Genomic DNA, 22688 nt, shown 5'->3' on the forward strand with positions numbered 1-22688 from the left:
CGATCAGCCGTCCAGGAAGCTGACGATCGAGTTCAGCGTCTGGACCTCGTCAGAATCGCCGATCGACATGGCGACCTGCAGCTGGCTCTTGTAATAATCGAGAAAATTGAAGCTGGTGCCGTCGGTGACACTGGAGAGATCGACGATGTTGCCGAGCGGATCGATCGCATGCATTGGCAGCGGTTCGGAGATCGCGGCGTAGGTGTTCCGATCGATCAGGCCGCTGTCGAAACTCTGGCGTGCATAATTGCGCAGTTCTCCCGCGCTGACCGCGGTGAAATCCGGGCCTTCGCCAACATCGTCTTCGATCTGGAACGAGGCCGGGGCGGGAGCTCTGGTCTCGATTTCAATATCAGAGGTCTTCGAACTTTTTGCGTTATTGGGATTGTTTTTAAAAAGCAAACTCTGAGAAGACCGCACAGAAAAAACTTCCATGGCGCATGTCCCCTTACAAGAAGAACATCAGGAAACTAGCGCCTGCGCGTGATTCGCGTCAATCGTTAACGATTGGTTAATTTTCACGTATCAATTGTCGTCCATCAGATTTGACAGTCCACAAGATTGGCAGGCGAGGCAAAAGGCCATCCCGGCAACATACCAATTCTGTGACGGCTCTCCTATATTGACGATCCACTTGCATGCCAAAAAGGAATTCTCCGATGTCTTCTCCACATGATTTCAATCCGGCGCTGGTGACCTGGGACGGTCTTCACGGCTTGCCGCGTTTCGATGCCCTGGATGACGGTGATTTCGCCGCTGCCTTCGAAGCCGCGCTTGCCGCGCATGAAAGGGAGATCGACGAGATTGCCGGAAACGGCGATGCGCCGACATTCGACAATACGGTCGTGGCGCTGGAGATTGCCGGCGACGCACTGTCGCGCGTTTCGGCGCTGTTCTGGAACAAGGCAGGCGCGCATACCAATGATGTGATCCAGGCGCTGGAGCGGGAGATCTCGCCGAAGATGTCGCGCCACTATTCGAAGATCGGGATGAATGCAGCACTTTTTGCCCGCATCGACACGCTCTGGGAGAACCGCGAGAGCCTTGGGCTGACGCTCGAACAGACACGCGTGCTGGAACGCCACTGGAAAGGCTTTGTCAAATCGGGCGCCAAGCTTGACAAGGCCGAGCAGGAAAAACTCGCCGCGATCAATGAAAAGCTTGCCGGCCTCGGCACGCAATTCGGCCAGAACGTGCTGGCCGACGAGAAGGCCTGGGCGCTGGTGCTGTCTGATGGAGCCGAGCTCGACGGGCTGCCGGAATTCCTGCGCGATGCAATGGCTGCGGCAGCACGCGAACGCGGCGAGGATGGCAAATATGCAGTGACGCTGTCACGCTCGATCATCGAGCCCTTCCTCACCTTTTCGGAGCGCCGCGATCTGCGCGAGCAGGCTTTCAAGGCGTGGGTGGCGCGCGGCGAAAACGATGGAGAGACGGACAATCGCGCCGTCATCAAGGAAACGCTGGCGTTGCGGCATCAGGTGGCGACGCTGCTTGGCTACGGCAACTTTGCCGAGCTGAAGCTCGACAATACGATGGCGAAGACGGCGGAGGCCGTGAACGGCCTGCTCAAGTCCGTCTGGGCGCGGGCGGTGAAACGCGCCGGCGAGGAGGAGATCGATATCGCGGCACTGATCGCCGAAGAGGGCCGGAACCACGAGGTGATGCCCTGGGACTGGCGCCACTATGCCGAAAAGATCCGCGCACGGAAGTTCGATTTCTCCGAGGCCGAACTCAAGCCTTATCTGCAGCTCGAGAAGATCATCGAGGCCTGCTTCGACGTGGCCGGCCGGCTGTTCGGCATCCGGGTCGTCGAGAAGAAGGGCGTGGCCGCCTATCACCCGGATGTCAGAGTGTTCGAAATCAGGGATCGCGAGGACAAGCTGGTCGCCCTGTTCCTCGGCGATTATTTCGCCCGCAGTTCGAAACGATCAGGCGCCTGGATGAGCTCGCTGCAATCGCAGCACAGACTGGAGCTGAAGAACGGCCGCCACGGCGAATTGCCGATCATCTACAATGTCTGCAACTTCGCCAAGCCGGCGGAAGGCAAGCCGGCGCTGCTGTCGCTCGATGATGCCCGCACACTGTTCCACGAATTCGGCCATGCACTGCACGGCATGCTTTCGAACGTCACCTATCCCTCGGTTGCGGGTACCGGCGTTTCGCGCGATTTCGTCGAGCTGCCGTCACAGCTCTATGAGCACTGGCTGACGGTGCCCGATATTCTGAAGCGCTATGCCGTGCATGTCGAAACCGGCGAGCCGATGCCGCAGGCCCTGCTCGACAAGGTGCTGGCCGCCCGCACCTTCAATGCTGGCTTCAATACCGTCGAGTTCACCTCCTCGGCGCTGGTCGACATGGCGTTTCACACGAGAACGGCCGTCGAGGACCCGATGGCGGTTCAGGCCGAGGTGCTGGCCGAGATCGGCATGCCGAAGTCGATCGTCATGCGCCATGCGACGCCGCACTTCCAGCACATCTTCTCCGGCGGCTATTCGGCCGGCTATTACTCCTACATGTGGTCGGAGGTGCTCGACGCCGACGCCTTTGCCGCCTTCGAGGAGACGGGAGATGCCTTCAACAGCGAGATGGCGCGCAAGCTCAAGGACAATATCTATTCCGTCGGCGGTTCGGTTGATCCGGAAGACGCCTACAAGGCCTTCCGCGGCAAGCTGCCGAGCCCGGATGCGATGCTCGTCAAAAAAGGACTTTCGACCTTTGAGGAATTGACAGGCAGCGACGCCTAAGACAATTTGATGACATGCCATGATGCGGCGGGGCGACAGCCTTGCCGCAGCTTTTGCGCGTTCCCCCCTTTCGCAAACGCAAAAAAAACTGTATGGACGCCCCAAACTAATAGGCGCGTCCTCTAGAGCGTGCGCCCCAGCATCAGAGATTTCACATATGTCACTTCGCAATATCGCGATCATCGCGCACGTTGACCATGGCAAAACGACCCTGGTGGATGAGCTTCTCAAGCAGTCCGGCTCGTTCCGCGAAAATCAGCGTGTCGCTGAACGCGTGATGGACTCGAACGATCTCGAAAAAGAACGCGGCATCACCATTCTCGCCAAGGCGACCTCGGTGGAATGGAAGGGTGTCCGCATCAACATCGTCGACACCCCCGGCCACGCCGACTTCGGCGGTGAGGTCGAGCGCATTCTCTCGATGGTGGATGGCGCGATCGTTCTCGTCGACTCCTCTGAAGGCCCGATGCCGCAGACGAAGTTCGTTGTCTCGAAGGCGTTGAAGGTCGGTCTTCGTCCGATCGTCGCGATCAACAAGATCGACCGTCCGGATGGCCGCCACGAAGAAGTCATCAACGAAGTTTTCGATCTTTTCGCCAATCTCGACGCCACCGACGAGCAGCTCGACTTCCCGATCCTCTACGGTTCCGGCCGCGACGGCTGGATGAACGTCAATCCGGAAGGCCCGAAGGATCAGGGTCTTGCGCCGCTTCTCGACCTGGTGCTCAAGCACGTTCCGGAGCCGACCGTCCACGAAGGTCCGTTCACGATGATCGGTACCATCCTCGAAGCCAACCCCTTCCTCGGCCGCATCATCACCGGTCGCATCAATTCCGGCTCCATCAAGCCGAACCAGGCCGTAAAGGTTCTCCACGCCGACGGCAAGACGATCGAAACCGGCCGTATTTCCAAGATCCTCGCCTTCCGCGGCATCGAGCGCACGGCGATCGACGAAGCGCATCAGGGCGATATTGTTGCGATCGCCGGCCTTTCCAAGGGCACGGTCGCCGACACCTTCTGCGATCCCTCGGTCACCGAGCCGCTGCAGGCGCAGCCGATCGATCCGCCGACCGTCACCATGTCCTTTATCGTCAACGATAGCCCGCTGGCGGGCACCGAAGGCGACAAGGTGACCTCACGTGTCATCCGCGACCGTCTCTTCAAGGAAGCGGAAGGCAACGTCGCCCTGAAGATCGAAGAAGCCGAAGGCAAGGATTCGTTCTACGTGTCCGGCCGCGGCGAACTTCAGCTCGCCGTTCTCATCGAGACCATGCGTCGCGAAGGCTTCGAGCTTGCCGTGTCGCGTCCGCGCGTCGTGATGCACAAGGATGAAAACGGCCAGCTTCTGGAGCCGATCGAGGAGGTCGTCGTCGACGTCGACGAAGAACATTCCGGTGTCGTCGTGCAGAAGATGTCCGAGCGCAAGGCCGAAATGGTCGAGCTGCGCCCGTCGGGCGGTAACCGTCTTCGCCTGCGTTTCTACGCACCGACCCGCGGCCTGATCGGCTACCAGTCGGAGCTGCTGACGGATACGCGCGGCACGGCGATCATGAACCGCCTGTTCCACGACTACCAGCCCTACAAGGGTGTGATCGGTGGCCGCGTCAACGGCGTGCTGCTCGCCAATGCTCCCGGCGAAGCCGTCGCCTATGCGATGTTCAACCTGGAAGATCGCGGCCCGATGATCATCGAGCCGGGCGAAAAGGTCTATGCAGGCATGATCATCGGCATCCATTCGCGCGACAACGACCTTGAAGTGAACGTGCTGAAGGGCAAGCAGCTCACCAACATCCGCGCCGCCGGCAAGGACGAAGCGGTGAAGCTGACGCCGCCGATCCGGATGACGCTTGATCGCGCGCTCTCCTGGATTCAGGATGACGAGCTGATGGAAGTGACACCGAAGAATATTCGTCTGCGCAAGATGTATCTCGACGCAAACGATCGCAAGCGTTTCGAAAAAACGAAGGCGGCTCTCTGAGCGCCATTCAAAGCGCTGCAGCGTTTTGGGTCTTCCGAAAAGGGGCGCGGCGCTGGAGAGAAATCCTTCAAAACCCCGGCCTTCGCGCCGGGGTTTTTTATTGTGCGCCGCGTCGATTCCGTCTTGTGACAATCGTTAAAAAAGCGTTAACTTTTGATCGTCGTCCACATATCAAGTCTGTGGGCAATCAACCGGGATGCGACATCGCATATGGTTAATTGCCTCTAGCGGGACCAGAGTAAACGTTATGAAGACGTTGTCGATCGATGTCCGGCGGGCCGAGCCGCAAGACGCCCGAGCCATATCGGAAACACACAGGCTTGCTTGGCAGCACACCTATGCCGGCATCATTCCCCACCGCGCACTGACGCAGATGATCGAGCGGCGCGGCGAAAGCTGGTGGCGCAAGGCAACGCGCGGACCGGCAACGCTGCTGGTTCTCGATGTTGCCGGCACGGTTGCCGGCTACGCGACGCTCGGCCTCAACCGTGCCCGCGCTCTGCCGCAAGAAGGCGAAATTTACGAGCTTTATCTGCGGCCCGAGTATCAGGGCATCGGCCTTGGCAGGATGCTGTTCGGCGAGGCGCGCCGGCTCTTGAAGTCGCTCGGCTGCAACGGGCTTGTCGTCTGGTGCCTCGAGGAAAACGAGACCGCCAGCCACTTTTATCGCCATCATGGCGGCGTCGATTTCTGCGAAGGCATGGAAAGTTTCGACCACAGGCAATTGAAGAAGATCGGCTTCATCTGGAGCTGAACGGCGATTCAAAGTGCCACAGCGTCCTTGGCGCGTCTGAAAAGACGGGCGGCGCTGGAGTCGACGCTCCACTATCTCCTATTGGAAACTTTTGATGTGAATGTGCGCCGCTGCAGTCGAGCATTGGCGCTGTGCGATGTTGCGTTGCCACATGAAACTGATTATCTGGCTGCCGGCACATTCAACCTTGCGGGAGTTTCTTATGCGCATCGACGCCATTGCAATCGGTCATAATCCACCTGAGGACGTCAACGTTATCGTCGAGGTTCCGGTCGGCGGTCATCCCATCAAGTATGAGATGGACAAGGAAGCCGGCACGCTGGTGGTCGATCGTTTCCTCTATACGCCGATGACCTATCCCGGCAATTATGGTTTCGTGCCGCACACGCTGTCGGAAGACGGCGACCCGATCGACGTGCTGATTGCCAGCACCCGCCCGCTGGTTCCCGGCTGCGTCATCAATGTGCGCCCGATCGGCGTCCTGAAAATGGAAGACAATTCCGGCAAGGACGAGAAGATCATTGCCGTGCCGTCGCCGAAGCTGACGCTGCGCTATGAGAAGGTGAAGGACTTCACCGATCTTCCCGAGATCACGCTGAAGCAGATCGAGCACTTCTTCCAGCACTACAAGGATCTGGAGCCCGGCAAGTGGGTGAAGATCTTCGGCTGGGGCGACTCTAGGGAAGCAGGCGAACTCATCCTCGAAGCTGTCGAGCGCGCCAAGAAGAAAGGCTGATCGCTCAGCCTAAAAACATCTCGAGCTTTTTTACCAAATCCTCCGGATCGCCGTCGATCCGGAGGATTTTTTTGCGCGCGGTCTCACCCGAGACGAGGCTGATGCTGGATTTGGGAATGCGCAGGGATTTTGCGATCAAAAGGATAAGCGCCTTGTTGGCCTTGCCTTTCTCGGGCACTGATGTGACGCGTGCCTTCAGGAAGGCTTCGCCCTCGCCGTCGACCTCAATGCCGTCGACAGCGTCGCGCCCGCCATTCGGGGTCAGCCGGACGGCGAGGCGCAGATGGTCATCGAAAAGGCTCCAGGGACGGCTCAAGCGACCAGCGGGTACAGCGTGGTCCAAAGCAGGGTGCGCAGGAAGAAGATGATCAGCAGCAGGATGATTGGCGAAATATCGATGCCGCCAAGGTTCGGCAGCCGGCGGCGGATCGGCTTCAGCACCGGTTCGGTGACATTATAGAGGAATGTGCCGACCGAATTGACGAACTGATTGCTGGAATTGATAACATTGAAGGCATAGAGCCAGGAAAAAATGGCACTGGCAATCAGGATCCAGGTGTAAATATTCAAAGCCAAATCAATGGTTTGAAACAGCGCAAACATCGTCGTCTCCAATTCGTTGTTGACAGACATGTAGACATTGGCGACTAAACGGGCAAGTGCCGTGTGGAAACGCACGGTGAATCATGTTTAACGGGCGGCTTCGCAGCCATTCCGGCGCCCGTCTCCTCGGAAAACTTCCATGTCGTTTTCGCCCACCGGAGATCGTTTTGCCGCGTTCCGGCATTCGTCCTACACGCGTTTCTTCTTCGCGCGCTTCCTGCTTTCCTTCTCGCAGCAGATCGTCAGCGTCGCGGTCGGCTGGCAGATGTACGACCAGACGGGCAGCGCGATCTATCTCGGTTTGATCGGTCTCGTGCAGTTCCTGCCGTCGCTGCTGCTCATCCTCGTCACCGGTTCGGTGGCCGACCGGTATAATCGCCGGGTGATCGCGGCTCTCTGCTCGCTGGTAAGCGCGCTCTGCACGCTGGCGCTGCTGGTTATGACTGTCATGGGGACCTTCACGCCCTTGCCTGTTTTCGCGGTGCTGCTGATCTTCGGCGTTGAACGCGCCTTCATGTCGCCGGCGGTGCAGTCGCTGGCGCCCAATCTCGTGCCGGAGCAGGCACTCTCCAATGCGATCGCCTGGAATTCGTCGTCCTGGCAGCTCGCGGCGATCACCGGGCCGGTGCTCGGCGGTCTGCTCTATGGCGTCAGTGCGTCGACCGCCTATACGGTGGCGGTGATCTTTTCCGTGCTCGGTGCCGCCCTTCTCTACATGATCCCGAAACCGGAGCAGAAGACGACGGGCGAGACCAAGAGCTGGGCGATGATCCTCGGCGGCTTCAGTTTCATCCGCGCCGAAAAGGTAGTGCTCGGGGCGATCTCGCTCGATCTCTTCGCCGTGCTGCTCGGCGGGGCCACGGCGCTGATGCCGATTTTTGCGCGCGATATCCTCACCCTCGGTCCCTGGGGGCTCGGACTGCTACGCGCCGCACCGGGACTTGGCGCCATTGTCATGGCGATCTTCCTTGCCGCCTATCCGCTCAAACATCGCGCCGGCATCTACATGTTCATCGGTGTCGCCCTGTTCGGCGTCGGAACGATCATCTTCGGCGTCTCTACCAATACCGAGGTCTCGATCGCGGCGTTGGCGCTGATGGGGGCGGCCGACATGGTGTCGGTCTATGTGCGCGAGAGCCTGATTGCGCTCTGGACGCCGGACCAGCTGCGCGGCCGTGTCAATGCGGTCAACATGGTCTTCGTCGGCGCTTCGAACGAGCTCGGGGAATTCCGGGCGGGCACGATGGCGGCGATCTTCGGCGCGGTGCCGGCGGTCGTCATCGGCGGGATCGGAACGCTTGTCGTGGCGGCGATCTGGGCATCGAGTTTCCCCAAACTGCGTGGGATCGATACGCTGGACGCGCCCACTGTATCGTCGGAATCGATTTAGAAACTGGTTATGCGCGAAGAGCGATAGAGGACGCCGCCTTCGCGGTTTTTCCCTCGAAGACGATGTCGAGGAATTCGGTGAGCCAGGCTCTCAGCGGCGCATCGAACAGCATGCGGCCTTCGAGATGTTCGCGGCCCTGCTGGGCGTTCGGCAGGATGAAGCGATGGGCGCCATGCACGACCCAGCGATGCATCATCACCCGGGTCAGTTCGGCATGGAACTGCAGGCCCCAGGCGTTGCCGTCGTAGCGGAAGGCCTGGTTCGGATAGGCATCGCCTTCGGCGAGCAGATCGGCGCCGCGCGGCAGCTCGAAGCCCTCGCGATGGAAATGATAGACCATCTTCGGCCAGTGCATCAGCAGCCGGCCCCTCTCGGTCGGGTGCAGCGGATACCAGCCGATCTCGGTCGAGCCATCGGCATTCGACTGTACCTTGCCGCCGAGATGATGCACCAACATCTGCGCGCCGAGGCAGATGCCGAGGTAGGGGCGTTTTTCCCGGAGCGGAATGTCGATCCAGTCGATCTCCTTCTTGACGAAGTCATCGGGATCGTTGGCGCTCATCGGCCCGCCGAAGACGACGGCGCCGGCATGGTCTTCAAGTGTTGTCGGAAGCGGCTCGCCGAGAACCGGGCGACGGATATCGAGGCGGTAGCCCTTTTCGACGAGCAATTGGCCGACACGGCCGGGGCTCGACCGTTCCTGATGCAGGACGATGAGGATTGGGCGCCCGTCGCGGTTCGGGTTTTGCTCAGTCGGCATCATCTTGCGCAACCTGGACATCCGTCACCCTGGCGGCGGCCTCCTGCCGCTTCTGGATGCGCTCGCGCGAGGAGACGCCGAGCAGATCGGCGATACGCCAGATCACATGGTCTTCCATCTCGCTGCGTTCGCCATCGGCGTAGACGATGTCCCAGAGGACGCCGATCAGCTCGAGGCGTTGCTCGGTATTGAGATGGCGTTTCAGGTCGGCGGTGAAGCGATAATAGTCGACGGCGGAGCTTTCGGCCTCGAGGCCGGCTGCTATCAGAGCATCGAGCTGCTTGCCGTCTAGCGCATACTGCTCCTTCAGGAGCTTGCGCAGCCGCTTCTTCTCGCTGGTTTTGATCTGACCGTCGGCCTCCATGACCTGCATGCAGAGCGCTGCCACTGCGATGCGCGGATCATCGGGGGCAAAACCTTTCTTCGGGTGGTCGGCGGTGAGATTCTGGAAGAATGCCTGAAAGCGTTCGAACATGCGGTTTTCGTTCCATTTCAGAAAAGGCGGAGCCGTGTCTTGGGTTCCGGTTCCATCCTGGGATCGCGAACGCCGGGATCATCCGGCAATCCGCCAAAGAAAGGTTTTGTCTCGCTCGGCGCGGGCGGTTTATCGCCCGCGGTCGGTTCGACGGATTTCGGTTTGGCCGACGTCGGTGCCGGTGCCGGCGTGGGGCGCACAGCCTCGGCAATCGTCGCGGCGCGTTCCAGCTCGATGATGCGATGGTCGTTGACGGGACTTTCCGGCCTGACGTCACGCAGCGGCGGCAATGTCTTCAAAGCCGTTTCGATCGAGGTCGGCGCCGAACCGTCTTCGAGCGGACCCTCGATCTGGCCGAAGGGCGCCTTCCATTCGAAGGCGTCGAGGCGGCCGGTCACGGGCGATACCGGCAGCCACTTGTCGGAGACGAAGCCGTCTGCCACCCAGGCGGGATCGCGCGGCGCCTTGAGCGCCTGGGCCAGCCAGTGGCGCACGCGGCCCTGGTCGCCGGTCTCGGCTTCTTCGATGTTGGCCAAAAGCAGGTAGGCGGCTTCACGCGGCTGCATGCGGGCCGCTGCCTCCGCCTTGGCGCGGGCCTTGGCGAATTCCTGCGCGTCGAGGGCTGCCTGGGCGACGACGAGAAGGGATTCGACATTGTTCGGGCGCTGCCCTTCCAGCCGCTCGGCACGCTTCAGCCGGTCGAGGGTGGAATCGCCGCTGCGGGCCCTGACATAGGCTTGGCCGATCTCGGGATGAGGCGCCGATTTCCATGCCTGTTCGAGGATCGAGGCGGCCTTGCGCACGCCGCCTTCGCGAAACAGCGCCTTTGCGGCAATGAGAGCCGCAGGAATGAAATCGGCGGCAAGCTTCAGCGCCTGCAGGGCGTCGTCGCGGGCACCGGTCGGGTTGCTTTCCAGCTTCTCGCCGGCGCGCGCCGTCAGGAGGACGGCGTGCAGACGGTTGGCTTCGGCCTTTTCGACGACGCGGGCGGCCTTCTGCTGTTCGAGCAGGCGGATCGCATCGTCCCAACGGCCGGCCTGGCTGCGATATTCGAGCGTCGCCTGTGCGGCCCAGGGAAGATAGGGCGCGTTGTCGGCAGCCTTTTCGGCATATTGGCGGGCGGCCTCGTTGGCGCCGAGACGGCGGGCTTCCAGATAGAGACCGCGCAGACCAAGCTCGCGCGTCTCGGGATCGTTGGCCATGGCCTCGAACTTGGCGCGCGCTTCGTCATGGCGACCTTCGATCAGGGCGGCTTGGGCCTCGAGCAGGTTGATCAGCGGCTCCTGATCGGCGCGGATGAGGCCGCGCGAGCGGGCGGCCATCTTGCGGGCAAGAAGGGCATTGCCGGCGCCGGCGGCGATCAGGCCGGTCGACAACGCCTGATAGCCGCGGTCCCGCTTGCGGGCGCGGAAATAACGCGTGACCGAGTGCGGCGAGGTCCAGACGAGACGGACGAACCACCAGGCGATCATCACGGCGGCAATGAGAGCGATGATCGCGCTGGCGGCGACGATCAGCTTCGTCTGGTAGATCTGGCCCTCCCAGATCAGCGAGAGGTCGCCGGGACGATCGGCGAGCCAGGAGAAGCCATAGGCGAGAAGCAACACGAAGAGGGCGAAGACGACAAGGCGGATCAGCATGGTCTTATCCTTCCTTGCCGGTGCCGGAAACCGCTTTCGACAGCGCCCCGCCAACCAGTTCCTCGACGCGGATGCGCGCTTCGAGCGATTGCTTGAAGGCGGCGGACGCCTGTTTGCCGGAAGCGGGCAGGCTGTTCCATTCGGCGGAGGCGCCTGGCAGGTCGCCGCTCTTCACCTTCTCCTCCATGCGGGCGGCAATGGCTTCGACGCTTTCGCCCTCGATGTTGCCGACGGGGCGGACGCTCACCAGCGACTTGGCGCTCGACATCAGCCGATCTGACCAGCTCTGGTTCGGGTCCGGCTGGTTGACGGCTTCAACAATCGCGGTGGCGACATCGGGAACCTCGCGCACCAGCTCGGTGCGTGAGGGAATGCCGGTCTCGGCAAAGGTTCTAAGGTCGGCGACGGCTGGATCGTCGGGTGCGACGCCGGCGAAGGTGTCGAGTTCGGCCAGGAACGGGCCACCGCGATCAATCGCCGCCTTCAGGGCGGCAGCCGCGATCGCCCGGGCAACGGCGACATCCTCGCGCGGCTCGTTCAGCTTCTTTTCGGCCTCTTCCAGGCGCTTGGTGATATCGGCGCCGTTCGTCGTCTGCTGCTCGGATGACTGGGCAAGCGTTGAGCGCAGCTGGTCGACCTGACCGGTCAGTTCCGCAATCTTCTGGTTGAGTGCCTCGACATTGGCAGCATCGGCCGGCGCACCGGCTGCGGGGGCCTTGGCAGTCGCTTCCAGCGCAGCAACGCGTTTCGCAAGCTCGCCGTTATCCGCGCTCGCCGGATTGGCGGCAAGATTGGCGACGGTCTGTTTCAGGCCGTCGATCTGGCCGGCAAGATCGGCCGTCTCCGGCGATGTCGTCTGCGGCGTGGAGGAGCCAGGGAGGTAACCCGCATACCGGATGGCGCCGGCGCCAAGCAGCGCCACGAGGCCGCCAACGATGCCTGCGGCAATGAGGCCGGAGGTGCTGGCGCTCTTCGGCGCAGGCTGTTCGGGAGGAGAGGTGAAGGAAAGTTCTGGAGCTGCCGGTTCCTCCTCCGGCGCATCCATCACAGGCTTCTCTTCATCTTCGGCATGCGACGCAGTCTCGGTTTCGGGCGGCAGGCCCTCATCCGCGGCGGCGGTGCTGTCGGCCTCGCGAGTTTCATCGTCCACCGGTTTTTCGGTATCGGCTGCAGAGGCGAATTCCTGTGAATCGAGGTCGATCGTGACCGGCTCGTCGGCGCTCTTCGAATGGCGTGGCGGGTTTCCCGATACCATGAGGTCCTCTTTATCCTGCATTGCAACGAAACTAGACAGTGATGCCAGTTAAGGGAAGAGCTTAGATCAAATTTGGGTGGTTAGAGCCTTTCCTGGTCAGATTGCAGCATTCTGTTGGCTCAAACGGAGTCGGATGATCGACCGGCCGGCGCGCGTCGTAGCCAAGCTCTACGGCCAAGCCGGCCGGTCGATCAGCCGGCCCGTTTCAGCCAACCCGAAGGGCCGGGCATCTTTCCGCCAGGATCAGAGGCAATCGGCTCGGACGTACCAAGAGGTATGCCCTTCGCCAATCGCCTCTGCCCTGACGAAAACCTGCTCCGGCAGAATGCTTCAAGCTGACCAGGAAAGGCTCTAAAGCCTCAAAGCAGCGACAAAAGGCTTTTCTCTTCCGGCATCGGCGAAATCTCGACGCTTTCTTTCAGAGCCGCCGGTATGGCTTGCGCCACCGCTTCGCTGAGACAGAGAAGGCGGATTCCACTGTGTTTCGGCACGGCTGATCGCAGTTCCGGCACGCGAAAGAAATCCTCTGCCGTCTGGCGGGAATAGAAGAGGATGGCGTCCGGGTAACCGCTAGCGAAGATAGCGCCGATCTCGGTGGGATCGGGGACGGCCGGTTGCATACGGTAGCATTCAGTGACGGAAAAATGGATGCCGAGTTCGCGCAATCTTCCTTCAAAAGTCTCGGCGCGCGGGGTGCCAGCGAGGTAGAGCAGCGTGCCCGAATTCTCCGCCACGACGAGATCGGCGAGATCGCGGCCGTTGCCCTGGGATGAAGCGACGGATCGGAAGCCGAGGCTGCGTGCCTCTTCCGCCGTCGTTTTGCCGACCGCAAAAAGCGGGCGGGCGAGATGCGGACGAAGTTTTTCGCCGAGTGCGGAGAGGACCCTGATGGCTTCGGCGCTCGTCACCGCGATTGCGCCCCTGGTGGCTGCAAGCGCGCCTGCGGCAGCAGCGCTGTCGTGCAGCGGCTGACGCAGCGGCAGCAGCAAGGGCTCGTGGCCCAAATCGCGTAATCGTTGTGCGGTTCTAGTCGCCGAGTGCGCGGGGCGGGTGACGAGCACACGCATGGCCGCTTCAGTGCCAGTCGTCGAAAAAGGCGCTGCCGGCCCTTGCGCGCACGTCCTGGCCGGCGCGGGTGCCGAGCGCTGCCGCATCGCGGCGGTGGCCGTCCGTCGTCACCGCATGCTGGCTGCGGCCGTCGGGAGTGATGATGAGGCCGGAGAACCGGATCAGGTCGCCTTCGCAGACGGCATAACCGCCGATCGGCGTGCGGCAGGAGCCGTCGAGTGCGGCGAGGAAGGCGCGTTCGCAGGAGACGGTGTCGAAGGTCGTGGCATCGTTGACCGGCGCCAGCAGATCGTCGATCCTGGAATCGCCGATGCGGCTTTCGATGCAGATCGCTCCCTGCGCCGGCGCTGGCGGGAAGGTGTCGGGATCGAGGATATCGGTCAGCACATCGACCTTGCCGAGGCGTTTCAGGCCGGCAAGCGCCAGCAGGGTCGCATCGACCTCGCCCTCCTCGAGCTTGCGCAGGCGCGTTTCGACGAGGCCGCGGAAGGTGACGACATTGATATCCGGCCGCATGCGACGGATCAGCGCCTGCCGGCGGAGCGAGGAAGAGCCGACGGTTGCGCCATGCGGCAGGTCGATCAGTTTGCGCGCGGTGCGGCCGATGACGGCGTCGCGGATATCTTCACGCGGCAGGTAGGCGGAGAGATAAAGCCCTTCGGGCAGCTTCGTCGCCATGTCCTTGGTGGAATGCACGGCGAAATCGAGCTCGCCGGCGGCAAGCTTCTGTTCAAGTTCCTCGGTGAACAGGCCCTTGCCGCCGATCTCGGCCAGCGACCGGTCGGTGATGCGGTCGCCCTTGGTCGAGAGAACGACGATCTCGAACATGTCCTCGGGCAGATGATGCGCCGCCATCAGCCTGTCGCGGGCCTCATGCGCCTGGGCAAGCGCCAGCGGGCTGCCGCGCGTGCCGATCCGGAAAGGTTTTGTTTGCATCGGCTCTATTCCGTTGTTACCGGAGTTCTCGTAAACGGGTTTCCATCCCATCGCAATCAACGAACAGGCCTTATGGTTCCCTTTCTGCGCATCCTTGGCATCGAAACGAGCTGCGACGAGACCGCCGCGGCGGTCGTCGAGCGCGATGCGGAGGGGCATTCCAACGTGCTGTCGGATGTCGTGCTTTCCCAACTCGACGAGCATAGCGCCTATGGCGGCGTGGTGCCTGAGATCGCCGCCCGCGCCCATGTCGAAGCGCTGGACGAGCTGATCGAGGAGGCGCTGAAGCGCGCCAATGTGTCGCTCAACGATGTCGACGCCATCGCCGCCACGTCGGGGCCGGGGCTGATCGGCGGGTTGCTGGTGGGGCTGATGACCGGCAAGGCGATCGCCAGAGCCGCCGGCAAGCCGCTCTATGCGATCAACCATCTCGAAGGCCATGCACTGACGGCGCGGCTGACGGACGGGCTCTCCTTTCCCTATCTGATGCTGCTCGTCTCCGGCGGGCATACCCAGCTCATCCTGGTGCGGGGCGTCGGGCAGTATGAGCGCTGGGGCACGACGATCGACGATGCGCTTGGCGAAGCCTTCGACAAGACGGCAAAGCTGCTCGGCCTGCCCTATCCCGGCGGCCCGGCGGTGGAGCGGATGGCGCGGGACGGCAATCCCGGTCGCTTCGACTTTCCACGGCCGCTGGTCGGCGAGGCAAGGCTCGATTTTTCCTTCTCCGGCCTGAAGACGGCGGTGCGGCAGGCGGCGCAGGATATCGCGCCGCTCAGCGATCAAGACGTGGCTGACATTTGCGCCTCGTTCCAGAAGGCGGTTTCGCGGACGCTGAAAGACCGCATCGGCCGTGGCCTGCAGCGGTTCAAGACGGAATTTCCCGCGACATTACGGCCCAGCGACTGGCGAAAAGCCGGCGCTGGTCGTTGCCGGCGGTGTCGCCGCCAATCTCGAACTGCGCGGCACGCTGCAGGCGCTGTGCGACAAGAACGGTTTCCGCTTCATTGCGCCGCCGCTGCACCTCTGCACCGACAATGCCGTGATGATCGCCTGGGCGGGACTGGAGCGGATGGCGACCGGTGCCGCACCGGATACGCTCGACGTCCAGCCGCGCTCGCGCTGGCCGCTCGATTCCAATGCGGAAACGCTGATCGGTTTCGGAAAACGAGGGGCCAAGGCATGAGCGAAAACATCGCCGTCGTCGGATCGGGGGCTTTCGGCACGGCGCTTGCGGCCGTCATCGCCCTTGCCGGCCGCAGCGCCGTGACACTCGTCGGGCGCGATCCGTCACTGATTGCCGATCTGAAGGCCGAACGGCTGCATGATGCGGCGCTGCCCGGCATTCTCCTGCCCGATACGCTGGAATTTTCCGCCGAGGCGGATGCAATCACTGGTGCCTCCATCGTGCTTTTTGCGATGCCGTCGCAGGCGCAGGCCGATGCGGCACGGCAATACGGACCTTATCTTTCCAAGGATGCCGTGATTGTTACCTGCGCCAAGGGCATCGAGCGGGCGACGGGCAATCTTTTGACCGACATGCTGGAACGGGAACTGCCGGATCATTCCGTCGCGGTGCTCTCCGGTCCCGGTTTTGCCGCCGATATCGCGAAAGGCTTGCCGACGGCGATGGCGATTGCGGCAGCCGACATGGAGACCGCGGAGCGCCTCGCTCAGGCCATATCGGGCAGGACCTTCCGGCTCTACGCTTCCAACGACCGGATCGGCGTGCAGCTTGGCGGCGCGCTGAAGAATGTGCTGGCGATCGCCTGCGGCATTGTCGAAGGCCGCGGCATCGGCGATTCCGCCCGTGCGGCGCTGATTGCGCGCGGGCTTGCGGAAATGTCGCGTTTCGTCGTCGCCAAGGGCGGGCAGGCGGACACTGTGCGCGGGCTTTCCGGCCTCGGCGATCTGGTGCTGACGGCGACGAGCCATCAATCGCGAAACCTGCGCTTCGGCATCGCACTCGGGCGCGGCGAAAAGACCGATCCCCTGCATGGCGCGCTGGTGGAAGGCGCGTTTGCTGCCTCCGTTGCCTCGCGGCTTGCGGCGGAATTGAAGGTCAGCATGCCGATCACCGATGCCGTTTCCGCCATCATCGACGGCAAGCTCGATATATCAGAGGCGATAGAGCAGCTGATGACGCGTCCGATCACCACCGAATAGGAGACAGACATGCTTTTCGCCCTTCTCTGCAAGGACAAACCGGGACACCTGAACGTGCGCATGGATACGCGCCCGACGCATATCGAGCATCTGAACAAGCTGAATGCCGAGGGCACGCTGAAGATCGCCGGCCCGTTTCTCGATGACGACGGCAAACCCTGCGGCAGCCTGATCGTCGTCGAAGCGGAGTCGAAAGAGGCGGCGCTTGCGCTTGCCGATGCCGACCCTTACGCCAAAGCCGGACTATTCGAAAGCGTCGACGTCAAGGCCTACAACTGGGTGTTCAACAAACCGGAGGCGTGAGCATGGCGCACTGGCTCTATAAATCCGAACCCGCCTCCTGGTCCTGGGAGCAGCAGAAGGCTGCCGGCGAAAAGGGCACGGAATGGACCGGCGTCCGCAACTATCTGGCGCGCAACAATATGCGGGCGATGCAGATCGGCGACAAAGGGTTCTTCTATCATTCCAATGACGGGCTGGAGATCGTCGGCATCGTCGAAGTCTGCGCCCTGTCGCATCCCGATTCTTCCGCCAAGGGCGATCCGAAGTGGGATTGCGTCGATATCCGCGCCGTCATGGACGTGCCGAAGCCGGTGACGTTGAAGGACGTCAAGGCGAGCGAGAAGCTCGCCAAGATGGCGCTCGTCACCTCGATGCGGCTTTCGGTGCAGCCGGTCACCGAGGAAGAATATCTCGAAGTCTGCCGGATGGGCGGACTGGACAATCCGCCGCGTTGAAGACCGATCCCGAAGCTTTCATCCGCGCCAATACCAGCCTGATGCCGCCGCCGCATGTGCCGGAGATTTCGCTCTATATGGCAAGCGAGGCGCATGAGCTCTGGCTGAAGACGGAGGGGGAACTGGAGGCGATCGGCCTGCCGCCGCCCTTCTGGGCTTTTGCCTGGGCGGGCGGCCAGGGGCTGGCGCGCTACATCCTCGATCATCCCGAGACCGTGCGCGGCAAGCGCGTGCTCGATTTCGCCAGCGGTTCCGGCCTTGTCGGCATTGCGGCTGTGATGGCCGGTGCCCGGGAGGTCATGGCTGGCGATATCGATCCCTGGGCGGAGACGGCAGTCCGGCTGAATGCCGAGGCCAATCGCGTCTCGCTCGGATTTACCGGCGCCGATCTGATCGGGCGGGCGGTCGATGCGGATATCGTACTTGCCGGCGACGTCTTCTACGATCGCGCTTTCGCCGATGCGCTCGTTCCCTGGTTCGCGAAGCTGGCAGCCGACGGCAAGCGGGTGCTGGTCGGTGACCCCGGACGCAGTTACCTGCCGCGGGATCGGTTGGAATTCTGCGCGGTTTATGAGGTGCCGGTAACGCGGGCGCTGGAGGACAGCGAAATCAAGAAGACGACAGTGTGGCGGTTCACTCCCTAAGTCCGATCGACATTCAGGATTCGATCATTCGCGATCGCCCGGACCAAAAGACGTCAGCCGGCGATCAAGGCGGCCTCATACACCATCGTCGCGGCGGCAAGATCAGCCAATGCCGTTCCGACGGCCTTGTAGAGCGTGATCTCATCGTTTGACATCCGCGCTGGAACATTCCGGCGGCACAGTTCGTCAAGTGTCGCACGCACCGCATCTGCAGCAATGACGCCGGCCCTGATCGGCTGGACCAGATCGCCCGCTTCGTGAAGGGCTTCGTGCGTGTCGCTATAGACCGAGGAGCGCCGAAGCGCCTCGTCATCGGCCTCGCGCATTGCCGGGGTGAAGCCGCCGATCAGGTCGACATGGGTGCCCGGCCGCAGCCATTCGCCGCGGATAAGCGGTGCGGTCGCCAGCGTCGCCGCGCTGACGATATCGGCTTGCCGCGCAGCGGCTTCCAGATCCGTGACGGCAGTGGCCTGGAGCCCCTGTTGCCGGAGGCTCTGCGCCAGCCGCTCCGCACCGGCGGGATCGATATCCCAGATATCGACATGCGCGATCGGCCGGACAGTGCGATAGGCATCAGGTATGAGGCTCGCGACGCGGCCAGCGCCGATTACCAGCAGGCGACGGGCGTCCTTTCGGGCAAGATAGTCCGCGGCAAGCGTCGATGCCGCTACCGTACGGCGCGTGGTGATGGTGTTTCCGTCAAGTAGCGCAAGCTGCATCCCGGTCCGGCCATCGTAGAGCATGTAAGTCGAGGTCAAACCGGGAATGCCGAGCAGCGTGTTGCCGGGAAAGACGGTGACGATCTTGATGCCAAGGTAGCGCTCTGACCGGTGCGTTTCATGCCAGGCCGGCATCAGAAGCAGCGTCGCATCCGGCTCACCGCTGTTGGCTATCGTGTGGTGATGCCGTACCGGCACGACACAGCCTTCGGCAAATGCTTGCCGCAAGGTCGCGACCAGCGCGCCGAAAGGCAGAAGCTCGCCCGTTGTGCGGGCATCGAGAATACGGATTTGTGTGTCGGTCATTGAAGCGATCTCTCAGGAAGTTCTAACGGCGGGATAAGGCGAGTTCTGTGTGATTGGACGAGAGCCGCGTCGCCGCTGCGCGGCGCACCGGCTTTTCAACCGGCATCGGCCTTTTGAGGAATGCAAAGCACTGAGCACCACTCAGCCAAACGCCGCTTTCTTCTCCAGAATTCTGGCGTATTGCGTCAGCGGATAGCACAGGGCGAAGAAGATCACCGCGACGAGACCGTAGACCTTGAAAGGTTCGAAGGTCGCGTTGTTGATGGCGTTTGCGGTTTTCAGCAGTTCGTCGAAGCCGAGGATCGAGGCCAGTGCGGTGCTCTTGATCAACTGGACCAAGAACCCGACGGTCGGCGCGCGCGTGATGCGGAAAGCCTGCGGCAGGATGATCAGACGAAGTTCGAGGAGACGATGCAAGCCCAGGCTGGCTGCGGCGTCCCATTGCCCGCGCGGCACCGCCTCGACGCCGCTCCGCCAGATTTCCGCAAGATAAGCGCTGGCATAGAACGTCAGGCCGCAGACGGCGGCGGTCCATGACTCGATCCGGAAACCGAGCATCGGCAGGCCGAAGAACATCAGAAAGAGCTGCATGAGGAGCGGCGTTCCCTGAAACAGGGCAATGTAGCCGGACGCGAAGCTGCGCGGCCAGCGTGTTTTCGATATCCGTGCAGACAGGATCGCCAGGCCAAAGATGGCGCCGCCGGCAAAGGCTGCGAGCGAAAGCATAAGGGTCCAGCGTGTCGCGAAGACAAGATTGCGCAGAATGTCCCAGAAGGTGAACTCAATCATGCCAGACCGGCTCCCAGAAAACGGCGTTTCCCTGCGACGAGGAGCCGGCGAAGTGCGGCGGACATCGAAAGGTAGATCAGCGTCGCCACCAGATAGGTCTCAAAGGAGCGGAAGGTGCGCGACTGAAGCAGATCGGCCTCCTGCGCCAGTTCGCGGACGGATATTTGCGAAACCACCGCCGATTCCAGCATCATGATGATGATCTGGCTCGTCAGCGCCGGAAAAATGATGGCGACCGCTTGCGGCAGGATGATCTTGAAAAACACCAGCCGGGGCCTTAGGCCGAGTGCCTGCGCCGCCTCCTTCTGGCCTCTCGGTATGGCATCGAGCCCGGCCCCGACCACCTCGATCGTGTAGGCCGCCATGTTGAGGGTCATGGCAAGGACTGCGGCGGTGATCGGATCGAGGCGAATGCCGAGGCTGGGCAAGCCAAAGAAGATGAAGAACAACTGCACCAGGAATGGCGTATTGCGCATGATTTCCACATAGAGGCCGACGACCTTGCGCAACCACGGATAAGGTCCCCGGCGCGCGGCCGCGCCGAGAATGCTGAGAACGATACCAAGGACCGATGTGGAGGCCGTCAGGGCAAGCGTCGTGCCTGCGCCATAAGCCAGAGCTGCCATCCCGTCCCAAAGCCAATTGAAATCGAGGCTGTATCTCATCGCATGTCCTTTGGAGCCGGATGATCTAGGCCGGGCCGCCCCGGAAATCTGGGTCCGCCTCTCAAGCAAAGAATTGGAGCATGATGCCACCGCAATCGCTTGCGGTTTTCGGCATCATGCTCTGGTGAGTGGGAGGCCGTGCCCGTCAGTCCTTCAGGTTCTCAGGGTTGAGCGACGCTTTCAGCCAGCTCTTCGAGCCTGCGTCGAGCGAACCGTCGGCGATCATTGCGGCGACGCTGTCATTGACAGCCTTCTTCAGGCCTTCCTCGCCCTTGCGGAGCGCGATGTGCGAGGGGGAACTGAGGAGCTGGAACTTCTGCTCCGGCTTCAGGGCTTCCTGTCGTGCCAGAACCTGCGCGCCGACATCGTTGCCAACGACCATCAACTGGGTCTGGCCGGATATGAAGGCCTGGATGACCGAATTGTAGTTCTCGAAACGCTGGATCGCAGCCGAGCCGGGGGCGACAGCCGTCAGCGACGTGTCTTCGAGCGTCCCACGATTGACGGCAATTGACTTGTCGGCGAGGTCTTCCTTGCCGCTCACCTTCAGCGCAGCCGGACCGATGACGGCAATATAGTAAGGGGCGTACGGGGCGGCATAATCGATAACCTCGGCGCGCTCCTTCGAATAGCCGACGCTCATCAGCAGGTCGACGCGGTCGTCGTTCAGGTAGGCGATCCTGTTCTGGCCAGTAACGCTGACGAGATTGAGTTTCACGCCGAGCCCGTCGGCGATCTTCTGGGCGACCTCGACGTCATAGCCCTTGATGCTCATATCGGCGCTTGCCGAAGAGAAGGGCGGGAAATCGGAGAAGATGCCGATGTTGATCTCGCCTGCGGCTTTGATATCGGCAAGTTCGTCGGCCTGAGCGGCCCCCGCAAGGATGCCGAACACGGCAATTGCCGCAGTGGCGGTGTAGCGCAATTTCATAAGAGCAGTCATGTCGTTCCCCTTTTTGAGACGTGTTGTGCGACAGGTGATGGATGGCAGCGGGCATGAGGCGCGCTGCCGGTGTGGAGCTGGTTCTCAGGTCACCTTGGTCCTGACCGCGGGACTGAACATCGCGAGGCACAGGAGTTCGAACAGGACCTGCGCGGCGATCTGCGCGGTGTTGGTGGTGTTGTCGTATTGCGGTGCGATTTCGACGACGTCGCCGCCGACGAGGTTGATGCCCTTGATGCCGCGCAGCAGGGTCAGAGCCTCCCTCGGCTGAAGCCCGCCGACTTCTGGCGTGCCGGTTCCCGGAGCGAAGGCCGGATCGAGGCTGTCCACGTCGAAACTGAGATAGGTCGGACCGGCGCCGACAACCTCCAGAGCCTTTGCGATCACCGCCTTGAGGCCCATCTCCGCTACCTCTTCGGCGTGGATGACGGTCATGCCGGAGGCAAAGGAGAACTCCCAGAGATATTCGCCGCCGCCGCGGATGCCGATCTGGATCGTACGCTTCGGATCGAGAACGCCGGCCAAAACCGCCTCGCGGAAGGGCGCGCCGTGATGGAACTTGGAGCCCTCATAGGGACCGGCGGTGTCGCAATGAGCGTCGATGTGGATCATGCCGACCGGCTGGCTGGCCGCCAGGCCCTTGAGGATGGCACCGGAGATCGAATGGTCGCCGCCGACCGACAGCGGGATAACCCCGGTTGCCGCGATCATCCGGTAGCAGGTCTCGATGTCGGCATGGCATTCGGCAAGGCCGAACCGGCTGCGCATCGGCACGTCGCCGACATCGGCGACCTTTAGCCCTCCCATTGGCGCGACACGCAGAACATGCTCGTAGGGGCCGATACGCTCGATCGCCCGGACGGCCCGCGGCCCCAGCCGCGCACCGGCGCGATTGGTAACGCCGAGGTCCATCGGCACGCCGATCAGAGCCACGTCAAGGGCCTCAAGCACCTCGGGCCGCAAGCCTTTCTCGATGAAACGGGCATCCAGAAAGGTCGCAGGATCGGCGAAGGGCCATTTGCGGCTGTCGCCGTCCTTGAATACGCTCGCCGCCACGGCGCGGAAGTGCGGATCTTCCATCTCCCCGCCTGCGGCGCTGCCGAAGCGCTTTCTCAAGTCTTCCAGAAAATCCCCGTCAATGGTCAAGGCAGGCTCCCACGGTATTGATGCTGCCATCATCATCGGCGCCGCCCGTTTCTCTTGGAACCGCGAAAATTCGAGAGGGGATATAACGATTATTGATAGCTTGGATCCGCCGAGGCTCCGCGATGCGGGTAGCGCGACCATCGGTGCGTTCAGAAAACTTTATAACCCTGCGAGAATTTTCCCACTACCGCGGCTGGCAACCTCCAAGCAGTCTCCGATGCGAACGGTCCG

Annotated in this window: 23 protein-coding genes and 1 pseudogene; 10 read left to right on the forward strand and 14 right to left on the reverse strand. The window is 62.1% G+C overall.

The window, feature by feature from the left end; translation table 11 throughout:
* Positions 1 to 3: 3 nt before the first annotated feature.
* Positions 4 to 435: a hypothetical protein gene (locus ACS4RR_RS03710; RefSeq protein WP_456189715.1), complete on the reverse strand. Its 432-nt coding sequence runs from the start codon at positions 433 to 435 to the stop codon at positions 4 to 6.
* Between the two features lie 224 nt (positions 436 to 659).
* Between ACS4RR_RS03710 and ACS4RR_RS03715 the strand changes: the two genes are divergently transcribed.
* The 4 genes from ACS4RR_RS03715 (at position 660) to ppa (ending at position 6215) form a co-directional block, all read left to right on the forward strand.
* Positions 660 to 2747 (forward strand): M3 family metallopeptidase, encoded by a 2088-nt coding sequence (locus ACS4RR_RS03715; protein ID WP_456189716.1) that lies wholly within the window; start codon positions 660 to 662, stop codon positions 2745 to 2747.
* Positions 2748 to 2904: 157 nt separating this feature from the next.
* Positions 2905 to 4725 carry a translational GTPase TypA gene (typA, locus tag ACS4RR_RS03720; RefSeq protein WP_017966219.1) on the forward strand — a complete coding sequence of 607 codons (1821 nt, stop codon included), beginning with the start codon at positions 2905 to 2907 and terminating at the stop codon, positions 4723 to 4725.
* A 247-nt stretch (positions 4726 to 4972) separates the two neighbouring features.
* Positions 4973 to 5479, forward strand: coding sequence for a GNAT family N-acetyltransferase (locus ACS4RR_RS03725; protein WP_017966220.1), 507 nt, complete (start codon positions 4973 to 4975; stop codon positions 5477 to 5479).
* 202 nt (positions 5480 to 5681) lie between these two features.
* Positions 5682 to 6215: an inorganic diphosphatase gene (gene ppa, locus ACS4RR_RS03730; RefSeq protein ID WP_456189717.1), complete on the forward strand. Its 534-nt coding sequence runs from the start codon at positions 5682 to 5684 to the stop codon at positions 6213 to 6215.
* A gap of 4 nt (positions 6216 to 6219) precedes the next feature.
* Here the strand turns inward: ppa and ACS4RR_RS03735 are convergent, their stop codons facing one another.
* Positions 6220 to 6531: a DUF167 domain-containing protein gene (locus ACS4RR_RS03735; protein WP_456189718.1), complete on the reverse strand. Its 312-nt coding sequence runs from the start codon at positions 6529 to 6531 to the stop codon at positions 6220 to 6222.
* Positions 6528 to 6818 (reverse strand): YggT family protein, encoded by a 291-nt coding sequence (locus ACS4RR_RS03740; RefSeq protein ID WP_025396317.1) that lies wholly within the window; start codon positions 6816 to 6818, stop codon positions 6528 to 6530. The genes ACS4RR_RS03735 and ACS4RR_RS03740 overlap by 4 nt, the downstream gene beginning before the upstream one ends.
* A gap of 139 nt (positions 6819 to 6957) precedes the next feature.
* Between ACS4RR_RS03740 and ACS4RR_RS03745 the strand changes: the two genes are divergently transcribed.
* Positions 6958 to 8208, forward strand: a complete 1251-nt coding sequence (locus ACS4RR_RS03745) for an MFS transporter (protein WP_456189719.1) — start codon at positions 6958 to 6960, stop codon at positions 8206 to 8208.
* A 7-nt stretch (positions 8209 to 8215) separates the two neighbouring features.
* Here ACS4RR_RS03745 and ACS4RR_RS03750 read toward each other — a convergent pair whose 3' ends face one another.
* The 6 genes from ACS4RR_RS03750 to hemC all read right to left on the reverse strand — a co-directional run bounded on the left by ACS4RR_RS03750 (position 8216) and on the right by hemC (position 14342).
* Positions 8216 to 8989, reverse strand: coding sequence for a glutamine amidotransferase (locus tag ACS4RR_RS03750; protein ID WP_170257135.1), 774 nt, complete (start codon positions 8987 to 8989; stop codon positions 8216 to 8218).
* The gene (locus ACS4RR_RS03755; RefSeq protein WP_017966226.1) at positions 8958 to 9443 is read right to left on the reverse strand and encodes a tellurite resistance TerB family protein; all 486 of its coding nucleotides are present in this window, start codon (positions 9441 to 9443) and stop codon (positions 8958 to 8960) included. Before ACS4RR_RS03755 ends, ACS4RR_RS03750 begins: the two co-directional genes overlap by 32 nt.
* A gap of 17 nt (positions 9444 to 9460) precedes the next feature.
* Positions 9461 to 11083: a heme biosynthesis HemY N-terminal domain-containing protein gene (locus tag ACS4RR_RS03760; RefSeq protein WP_456189720.1), complete on the reverse strand. Its 1623-nt coding sequence runs from the start codon at positions 11081 to 11083 to the stop codon at positions 9461 to 9463.
* Between the two features lie 4 nt (positions 11084 to 11087).
* Positions 11088 to 12359 carry a COG4223 family protein gene (locus ACS4RR_RS03765; RefSeq protein ID WP_456189721.1) on the reverse strand — a complete coding sequence of 424 codons (1272 nt, stop codon included), beginning with the start codon at positions 12357 to 12359 and terminating at the stop codon, positions 11088 to 11090.
* Between the two features lie 338 nt (positions 12360 to 12697).
* Complete coding sequence (locus ACS4RR_RS03770) at positions 12698 to 13405, reverse strand: uroporphyrinogen-III synthase (protein ID WP_456189722.1); 708 nt, start codon at positions 13403 to 13405, stop codon at positions 12698 to 12700.
* A gap of 7 nt (positions 13406 to 13412) precedes the next feature.
* Positions 13413 to 14342, reverse strand: coding sequence for a hydroxymethylbilane synthase (gene hemC, locus ACS4RR_RS03775; protein ID WP_456189723.1), 930 nt, complete (start codon positions 14340 to 14342; stop codon positions 13413 to 13415).
* An 84-nt stretch (positions 14343 to 14426) separates the two neighbouring features.
* Here hemC and tsaD point away from each other — a divergent pair.
* From tsaD to ACS4RR_RS03800, 5 genes and pseudogenes are all read left to right on the forward strand, one after another.
* Positions 14427 to 15528: pseudogene (tsaD, locus tag ACS4RR_RS03780) on the forward strand (tRNA (adenosine(37)-N6)-threonylcarbamoyltransferase complex transferase subunit TsaD).
* Positions 15525 to 16508, forward strand: coding sequence for an NAD(P)H-dependent glycerol-3-phosphate dehydrogenase (locus tag ACS4RR_RS03785; protein WP_222384435.1), 984 nt, complete (start codon positions 15525 to 15527; stop codon positions 16506 to 16508). Before tsaD ends, ACS4RR_RS03785 begins: the two are co-directional and overlap by 4 nt.
* Before the next feature lie 9 nt (positions 16509 to 16517).
* On the forward strand, positions 16518 to 16811 hold the full coding sequence (locus ACS4RR_RS03790; protein ID WP_017966233.1) for a YciI-like protein: 294 nt from the start codon (positions 16518 to 16520) through the stop codon (positions 16809 to 16811).
* Positions 16812 to 16813: 2 nt separating this feature from the next.
* Positions 16814 to 17245, forward strand: a complete 432-nt coding sequence (locus ACS4RR_RS03795; protein WP_003543603.1) for an EVE domain-containing protein — start codon at positions 16814 to 16816, stop codon at positions 17243 to 17245.
* Complete coding sequence (locus ACS4RR_RS03800; RefSeq protein WP_222384437.1) at positions 17242 to 17889, forward strand: class I SAM-dependent methyltransferase; 648 nt, start codon at positions 17242 to 17244, stop codon at positions 17887 to 17889. The genes ACS4RR_RS03795 and ACS4RR_RS03800 overlap by 4 nt, the downstream gene beginning before the upstream one ends.
* Before the next feature lie 53 nt (positions 17890 to 17942).
* On the opposite strand, the gene lhpI is transcribed toward ACS4RR_RS03800, so the two are convergent.
* From lhpI to speB, 5 genes are all read right to left on the reverse strand, one after another.
* Entirely contained in the window at positions 17943 to 18914 is a 972-nt protein-coding gene (gene lhpI / locus ACS4RR_RS03805) for a bifunctional Delta(1)-pyrroline-2-carboxylate/Delta(1)-piperideine-2-carboxylate reductase (protein WP_222384438.1), read from the reverse strand.
* A 141-nt stretch (positions 18915 to 19055) separates the two neighbouring features.
* On the reverse strand, positions 19056 to 19703 hold the full coding sequence (locus tag ACS4RR_RS03810; protein WP_222384439.1) for an amino acid ABC transporter permease: 648 nt from the start codon (positions 19701 to 19703) through the stop codon (positions 19056 to 19058).
* Complete coding sequence (locus tag ACS4RR_RS03815; RefSeq protein WP_222384440.1) at positions 19700 to 20368, reverse strand: amino acid ABC transporter permease; 669 nt, start codon at positions 20366 to 20368, stop codon at positions 19700 to 19702. The genes ACS4RR_RS03810 and ACS4RR_RS03815 overlap by 4 nt, the downstream gene beginning before the upstream one ends.
* A gap of 145 nt (positions 20369 to 20513) precedes the next feature.
* Complete coding sequence (locus ACS4RR_RS03820) at positions 20514 to 21311, reverse strand: transporter substrate-binding domain-containing protein (RefSeq protein ID WP_222384441.1); 798 nt, start codon at positions 21309 to 21311, stop codon at positions 20514 to 20516.
* Positions 21312 to 21395: 84 nt separating this feature from the next.
* Entirely contained in the window at positions 21396 to 22457 is a 1062-nt protein-coding gene (speB, locus tag ACS4RR_RS03825; protein ID WP_456189724.1) for an agmatinase, read from the reverse strand.
* Positions 22458 to 22688 lie beyond the last annotated feature (231 nt).

The sequence above is a fragment of the Rhizobium zaerense genome (assembly GCF_051810725.1).
Taxonomy (GTDB): domain Bacteria; phylum Pseudomonadota; class Alphaproteobacteria; order Rhizobiales; family Rhizobiaceae; genus Rhizobium; species Rhizobium leguminosarum_I.

Coding starts and splice junctions, on each gene's coding strand:
- typA (WP_017966219.1), top strand. CDS start 2,905: ATGTCACTTCGCAATATCGCGATCATCGCGCACGTTGACCATGGCAAA.
- ACS4RR_RS03810 (WP_222384439.1), bottom strand. CDS start 19,703: ATGATTGAGTTCACCTTCTGGGACATTCTGCGCAATCTTGTCTTCGCG.
- ppa (WP_456189717.1), top strand. CDS start 5,682: ATGCGCATCGACGCCATTGCAATCGGTCATAATCCACCTGAGGACGTC.
- lhpI (WP_222384438.1), bottom strand. CDS start 18,914: ATGACCGACACACAAATCCGTATTCTCGATGCCCGCACAACGGGCGAG.
- ACS4RR_RS03790 (WP_017966233.1), top strand. CDS start 16,518: ATGCTTTTCGCCCTTCTCTGCAAGGACAAACCGGGACACCTGAACGTG.
- ACS4RR_RS03820 (WP_222384441.1), bottom strand. CDS start 21,311: ATGACTGCTCTTATGAAATTGCGCTACACCGCCACTGCGGCAATTGCC.
- ACS4RR_RS03815 (WP_222384440.1), bottom strand. CDS start 20,368: ATGAGATACAGCCTCGATTTCAATTGGCTTTGGGACGGGATGGCAGCT.
- ACS4RR_RS03760 (WP_456189720.1), bottom strand. CDS start 11,083: ATGCTGATCCGCCTTGTCGTCTTCGCCCTCTTCGTGTTGCTTCTCGCC.
- ACS4RR_RS03795 (WP_003543603.1), top strand. CDS start 16,814: ATGGCGCACTGGCTCTATAAATCCGAACCCGCCTCCTGGTCCTGGGAG.
- ACS4RR_RS03770 (WP_456189722.1), bottom strand. CDS start 13,405: ATGCGTGTGCTCGTCACCCGCCCCGCGCACTCGGCGACTAGAACCGCA.
- ACS4RR_RS03715 (WP_456189716.1), top strand. CDS start 660: ATGTCTTCTCCACATGATTTCAATCCGGCGCTGGTGACCTGGGACGGT.
- ACS4RR_RS03750 (WP_170257135.1), bottom strand. CDS start 8,989: ATGTCCAGGTTGCGCAAGATGATGCCGACTGAGCAAAACCCGAACCGC.
- ACS4RR_RS03745 (WP_456189719.1), top strand. CDS start 6,958: ATGTCGTTTTCGCCCACCGGAGATCGTTTTGCCGCGTTCCGGCATTCG.
- ACS4RR_RS03740 (WP_025396317.1), bottom strand. CDS start 6,818: ATGTTTGCGCTGTTTCAAACCATTGATTTGGCTTTGAATATTTACACC.
- hemC (WP_456189723.1), bottom strand. CDS start 14,342: ATGCAAACAAAACCTTTCCGGATCGGCACGCGCGGCAGCCCGCTGGCG.
- ACS4RR_RS03765 (WP_456189721.1), bottom strand. CDS start 12,359: ATGCAGGATAAAGAGGACCTCATGGTATCGGGAAACCCGCCACGCCAT.
- ACS4RR_RS03725 (WP_017966220.1), top strand. CDS start 4,973: ATGAAGACGTTGTCGATCGATGTCCGGCGGGCCGAGCCGCAAGACGCC.
- ACS4RR_RS03755 (WP_017966226.1), bottom strand. CDS start 9,443: ATGTTCGAACGCTTTCAGGCATTCTTCCAGAATCTCACCGCCGACCAC.
- ACS4RR_RS03710 (WP_456189715.1), bottom strand. CDS start 435: ATGGAAGTTTTTTCTGTGCGGTCTTCTCAGAGTTTGCTTTTTAAAAAC.
- ACS4RR_RS03785 (WP_222384435.1), top strand. CDS start 15,525: ATGAGCGAAAACATCGCCGTCGTCGGATCGGGGGCTTTCGGCACGGCG.